The organism is Paenibacillus sp. LHD-38 (assembly GCF_031157315.1).
Taxonomy (GTDB): domain Bacteria; phylum Bacillota; class Bacilli; order Paenibacillales; family Paenibacillaceae; genus Pristimantibacillus.
This window is the reverse complement of sequence record NZ_JAVIFU010000107.1, coordinates 1-5,666: the sequence shown is the minus strand read 5'-3', so window position 1 is coordinate 5,666 and position 5,666 is coordinate 1. Positions and strand designations below refer to the sequence as shown.

5 protein-coding genes are annotated in these 5,666 nt (G+C 37.3%); all 5 read left to right on the top strand.

All coding sequences use genetic code 11. From position 1 onward, the window contains the following. The first annotated feature begins 435 nt into the window (after positions 1 to 435). The 5 genes from RCO25_RS34245 to RCO25_RS34225 all read left to right on the top strand — a co-directional run bounded on the left by RCO25_RS34245 (position 436) and on the right by RCO25_RS34225 (position 4,945). Positions 436 to 906: a sigma-70 family RNA polymerase sigma factor gene (locus tag RCO25_RS34245; protein ID WP_309000515.1), complete on the top strand. Its 471-nt coding sequence runs from the start codon at positions 436 to 438 to the stop codon at positions 904 to 906. Beyond that, positions 896 to 1,546 (top strand): hypothetical protein, encoded by a 651-nt coding sequence (locus tag RCO25_RS34240; protein ID WP_309000514.1) that lies wholly within the window; start codon positions 896 to 898, stop codon positions 1,544 to 1,546. Before RCO25_RS34245 ends, RCO25_RS34240 begins: the two co-directional genes overlap by 11 nt. Before the next feature lie 132 nt (positions 1,547 to 1,678). Further along, positions 1,679 to 2,161, top strand: coding sequence for a hypothetical protein (locus RCO25_RS34235; RefSeq protein WP_309000513.1), 483 nt, complete (start codon positions 1,679 to 1,681; stop codon positions 2,159 to 2,161). Between the two features lie 749 nt (positions 2,162 to 2,910). Continuing rightward, complete coding sequence (locus tag RCO25_RS34230) at positions 2,911 to 3,399, top strand: hypothetical protein (protein WP_309000512.1); 489 nt, start codon at positions 2,911 to 2,913, stop codon at positions 3,397 to 3,399. A 598-nt stretch (positions 3,400 to 3,997) separates the two neighbouring features. Next, a complete protein-coding gene (locus RCO25_RS34225; protein WP_309000511.1) occupies positions 3,998 to 4,945 on the top strand; it encodes a copper amine oxidase N-terminal domain-containing protein in 948 nt (315 codons plus the stop codon). Positions 4,946 to 5,666 lie beyond the last annotated feature (721 nt).

Here is a 5,666-nt window from a genome sequence, read left to right as displayed (position 1 = left end):
ATTGATAAAGACGCAGAAATAGTAGAATTATTCGATGGGAACAGACTATGGTTCGCTTTGCAGGACAAATACATTGAAAATTATCATGGTGGATTCATTCTGAATGGTTTTAATAAAGACGGAAAAAACGTGTTTCATTTTGAGTGATATTGACTCACAGCGTATTACGCTAACGGGTAACGATAGTTGAACACCGAAAGGGCTACCACGTGGTAGCCCTTCGTTACGAACGGTCAGATTAGTTTAACAATATATTTAATATGTCTAGAAAATCGCCTGTAATTTGGGCGGTTATTTATTTATTTTGAAAAAATAAAAAAAATAAAGCCAAATAAGAATCCTATTCGTCTAATAAGTGAAAGGTTGAGGAGATGGTTATAATCATACGATTAGTGAAAAAAAGCTCAAAAAGGAAATGAGGAAGCATTTTTAAAATTGTTTCAAGAATACGAAAAGGATATTTATAGAACGGCATTTGTCTATGTTAAAAATCAAGAAGATGCACTTGATATTGTTCAAGAAACTGCATATCGTTCGTTTAAATCGATCAAAAATCTTAAAGAACCCAAATACTTGAAAACTTGGTTAATAAGGATTGCGATTAGTTGTTCTATCGATATTTTGCGAAAACAAAATAAGGTTGTTCATATGAAACCTGAATTCGAGACGGTAATTTCCAATGACGTTGAAGAGGATATTCCGCTTGCAATGTCTTTGCAAGATTTAATTGATTTATTGAATGAAGATGAAAAGAACATTATTCTTTTAAAATTTTATCACGACCGTACCATTAAAGAAATTGCAGAAACGCTTGAGATTCCATTGGGTACAGCTAAAACAGTTTTATACCGAGCTTTAAAAAAGCTCCGTAAAGAATGGAAAGGAGAAGGTGTATATGAGCAATAAGATTAAACAAGAAATGAATAAAATTGAAATTCCAAAAGAATTAAGTGAAAGAAGTGAAATCGGAGTTTCAAAAGCAAAATTAGAGATGGGGAACTCAAAACGTAGATGGACTTTTGTTATAGCATCTGTTATGGCAGCGTCATTAGCTTTAGCGATTTTCGGACCTAACTACTTTACAAACAATCCGCCAGAAAATCCTGGTATTAGAATAATAGATCTTAGTAAAATTAGTACTGCCTTTGATGTATCAGATACTCGCCGCCTCGTAGGTTGGGCAGATAATGTATTTATCGGAAAAGTGATAGGACAGGATGGAACTAAATCAATAGATGGTTTTCCTGAAACTCAGTTTAAAGTGGAGGTTTCTGATAATATCAAAGGTGAATTTAACGGAACAGTAATTGTAAACCAACAAGGTGGATACAAAGGAAATGAATTGATATTAATTGAAAATGACCAATTACTCCAAGAAGGACAATCATATTTATTTGTAACCAGACATTTGAAGAAAGAGAATTGGAATACCCTAGTGCCTGTTTACGGCGACATTCTAATTACCAATGAAGAAGCAAAAAAAGAACTAATTGAGAAATACACCACAGCTTATAAAAATGAAATCCTATTTAATATGAGCAAGTAATTCAACTACCATGAAAGAACGGATTAACTTTCATGCTCTGTGGAGCAGCATAAGAGATGCATGGATGGCTAACGGGAATGATAGTGAAGGAGCATGCTTCGAAATTTATACACATACGAGGAGGTTACATTTATGAAACATTCTGTTTTAGTTAGTTTATTAGTCATAATAATTACACTTGTTGGATGTCAAAGTGACACTGAGACGATACCAAAAGCTAAGATGTTCAGTATTAAGGTTAATACGCCTAAAGATTTACAAGCCGACAAGCTTTTTGTTGTTAAAGGTACTTTGGTCAATAATTCCAATAGTTCTTGGGAAGTAGAGCATGGTGCAGATATGTTCACTTATGATGTTTATGATATGAAGGGTGAACCTGTCCTGCAAGATGTAAAGGAGCAATTTGTTAATGCCATTGGATACATGGTTACGTTGGAGCCGAATGACTCTTATAGCAATGATGGAGAGGGGCATGTTTTCCCGAAAAATAATGAACTAAAGTTACAAGCAGGAAGCTATAAAATCGTTTCAAAGGCAAAATTCAGAATTAAACATGATTTTAAATATTATGACCTTGAAATCCAATCAGCACCTTTCAAAATCAAAGTTTCATAAAGTGTGCTTGTATTGACTTTACTATTACGCTAACGGATACGATAGTTGAACATACAAGGGGCAGCTTGCTATGGCAGCTGCTCCATTTCTTTATTAAGCTAACGGGCAGATTACATCAATGGCTATTGTTCAGATTAATACGGGTATAATGAGAAATAAACCAAAATGTTAAGTTGAATATCAATGCCAAGGACAGGAGGGGATTGTTATACAGTTTACTTATCTTCGAAGTATCGGTTCAATAACTATTGTTCTCGGACTGCTGTATTTCCCGCCGATATTACAATATTTTTTCAGCTTAGAATCAGCACCACTTGGGGGTATATGGTTTCTCGTACAATCTTTCATGGGGGTGGCGTTATGTTCGAAAGAATGGCTCATCAACAGAAAGATAGTTAAGTACTTTTTGCTTGGAAACCTCGTCTATCAGGTGGTATGGAGTTTGCTTCTTTTCGACTATGTAGTACATGTTCATGACAGGTTATTACGCATTATCCCTTATTCGTTGCATTTATTTTTAGTTATACTCATTGGTTTGTATTTAATAATGTATCATAAGAAACCAGACACCAGCGTGTTGAACTAAGTTGAATTACACACAGGGATGAGCAGGCGCTGCGGTGGCCTGCTCATTTAATTAAGCTTACGGGCAGGATAGTGGAATAAAGAATATTTTTACCAAAGCTGGTTATCTTATCTTGAGAACGAGCGCAGGAAATAAACGAACTGCTTGTTCAAGGGAGGGATTTATGAAAAAAGTATTAAAAGTATCAATTGTATTACTGATGTGCTTATCACTTTTCTTTACTATGGGATTTGAAAAGAAAAGTGAGCTTGTTTTGACAAATGTTGAAACAACGGTCATTAAATCTGAACATATACTACGATACGACTTCAGAATCAAAAATACTGGGTCACAACGAATTTTTGGAACATTCGACTATCCTGGACATCACTCATATGGTTTGGAAGTGACAGTAAGACCATATGATAAACTGGCTTCGTTGATGGAGATACAACAGAATACGGTATTCCGAAAAATGCAATTTAGAGGCGGCAGCTCAGAAGGTATTTTAGAGCCAGGAAAAGAAGCATCTTTTCATGCTGAATTTCAAATTAAGGAAAACGTCGATGTTGGAAAAGTAAAGTCAACTTCACTTGAAGGTGTTTTACTTATACTAGATGGACCAAAGGTTATTGCTGAAATACCGTTAGCAGATAGCCTTAATAAAAAATAGATAATCTCAATTAAACTTTGAATAGCCACAGCCACCTGATAGGTGGTTTTTTTATTGTCTGATGTTGCACTAACGGGGAACTCGATTCGCGGGCGACACATCTCCGATACATAGGATTGCAGTAAATTATTAAGCTAACGGGCAGGATAACGAAACATTTAATTATCTTCTGCGTTCTAATTTATAGATGTATAATTTAATCAATGAAAAGAGGCTTGAAGAACTTGAATAAAAATAGAACTATTATTACTTCTATTTTTCTCGGATGCAGCTTATTGTTGGGGTTACTTATATGGGCGTTTATTACAATTATGAATTTATAAAAGGAAGTCAAAAACCATCCAGTAGCAAAGACGATTAAGCTAACGGGTACTATAGCTCAACAATCACGAGGACGAGGTTGCTGGCTTAGAACGGCAGCCTCGTTGAACTAACGAGCAGTTAAACGCAACAAATTTTCTCCAACTGCGTCTTTTATAGGTAGACGCAAGTGTGAACGTTTATTTCATCGGCTTTTATTGGGGTGTTTTACCAAGTTCGTTCACGAAACAATTCGAGACATTGTTGTCTTAAATTTTAAAGGAGTTGGGTAACCCAAATGAAAAAGCTTGTATTTGCCGTTGCAGCCGCTAGTCTGCTGGCCGTTTCCGCCACATCCTACGCCGCTGTGCCTGTCAAAATCTTTGTTGAAGATAAGCAGATCCAATCTGATGTAGCGCCCATAGTCGAAAATGGACGCCTATTGGTTCCGATCCGAGCTATGACTGATTCTCTCGGCGCTTCTGTTTCATGGGACCAAGCGTCGAAAACCGCTACCATCCGCAAATGGTCGGAAACTGTTAAGCTAACTGCTGGCAAGAACACCTCGTATTACGAAAAGGAAGGACGATCAAATCAGCTGACTTTTGATGTACCTTTAAAAATCGTAAACAACCGTCTTTATGTTCCACTTCGCTTTCTTTCACAGTTTTTCGGTTACCAAGTAGCCACAAGCGGGGATGCTGTGTTCGTCAACTCGCCGCTTAGCCAAAACGAGCGAGATATCCTGTATCGGGGAGACTTGGCGCAAGCGCGGCGAATCGTAATGGACAATGGTCCCAAAACCGCCCATTTTGCGCAGAAGCCCATAGCTTACACGCATGAACGAGAAGGCTTTGAAACAACTTTTCTTTTCCCAATCGGCGAATCCAACCGTTTTTTCTTGATATCAGACGATACCGTTTCGTTTTATGAATTGCAAGATGACTTTTTCGTGGTCACCTGGCAGGCGCACATTCCTGTCGGACAAAAAGGCACGGTTGAGCTATTCTTGGAGAACAAGGTTACAAACGCAACAGGGAGCAAACCAGAGATCAAGGAATTTTTCTTTTACAGAACGGGTGGCCTTGTGACCAGCACCAATATTACCACGGGTACAATCGATTCGGACGGAAAAATTACAGTAGTGGGTGTCAAAAGAATCGTCGGTGGTGAGGTCAAAGAAGAATCAGGGTCCTTGGCTTTGAAGTCGTCTGATGAGAAAAGAACTATTACATCCAACAGTTGATCCATTGCATGTACCCACAACTAAATGATTAAGCTAACGGGTAACGTTAGTTGAATAATACACATTGATGAGCAGGTACTATGGTATCCTGCTCTTTTTATTAAGCTAACGGGCAGTTTAACGCAATAAATTTCCCCATTTTGTCTTGCAACAATAGAATGGGTCACTGGGCGTGTGATCTATCCACATTTTCATGTAATCTGAATCTTCAAACAGTAGGTGAGAATATGAGAATATTGTTTTACTTTATTTTGTACGGCATATTCACTTGTTTAACTGTGGCATGCATTAACTTATTTTTTAATCACATTGTGTACATACAACATCCGAAATGGTATGAAACGCCATATTTTCGAACAACATGTCTCTTGTTCATTTACCTAACAGTATCTTACTATTTCTTCCGAAAGAGGAGGTAAGGCTTACAATCACGGCTTCTTATAGTAATGGTGGTTGCCTTACAACTAAGAAACTCCTTTTTTGGTGTCTAGATTATATGTAGCATTATATAAATGCCAGTGAGGACAGTTCAATTAACCTATGAAATTATCACTACGCTAACGGGTACGATAGTTCAATGGTGAAGGGCTGCCACGCAGTCAATGTCATTTAGTTAAGGCGCAGGTCCAAATATCAAGAAAAAGAGCAGGTTATCGAAAAAGATAGCCCGCTCTTTTTTTGTACGAAAAAGAGAAATAAGACTTGACAAGTAGGTATAAAT

Bases quoted from the DNA above. Each gene is read 5' to 3' on its own strand.
- RCO25_RS34235 (WP_309000513.1), top strand. From the start codon at position 1,679: ATGAAACATTCTGTTTTAGTTAGTTTATTAGTCATAATAATTACACTT.
- RCO25_RS34240 (WP_309000514.1), top strand. From the start codon at position 896: ATGAGCAATAAGATTAAACAAGAAATGAATAAAATTGAAATTCCAAAA.
- RCO25_RS34225 (WP_309000511.1), top strand. From the start codon at position 3,998: ATGAAAAAGCTTGTATTTGCCGTTGCAGCCGCTAGTCTGCTGGCCGTT.
- RCO25_RS34230 (WP_309000512.1), top strand. From the start codon at position 2,911: ATGAAAAAAGTATTAAAAGTATCAATTGTATTACTGATGTGCTTATCA.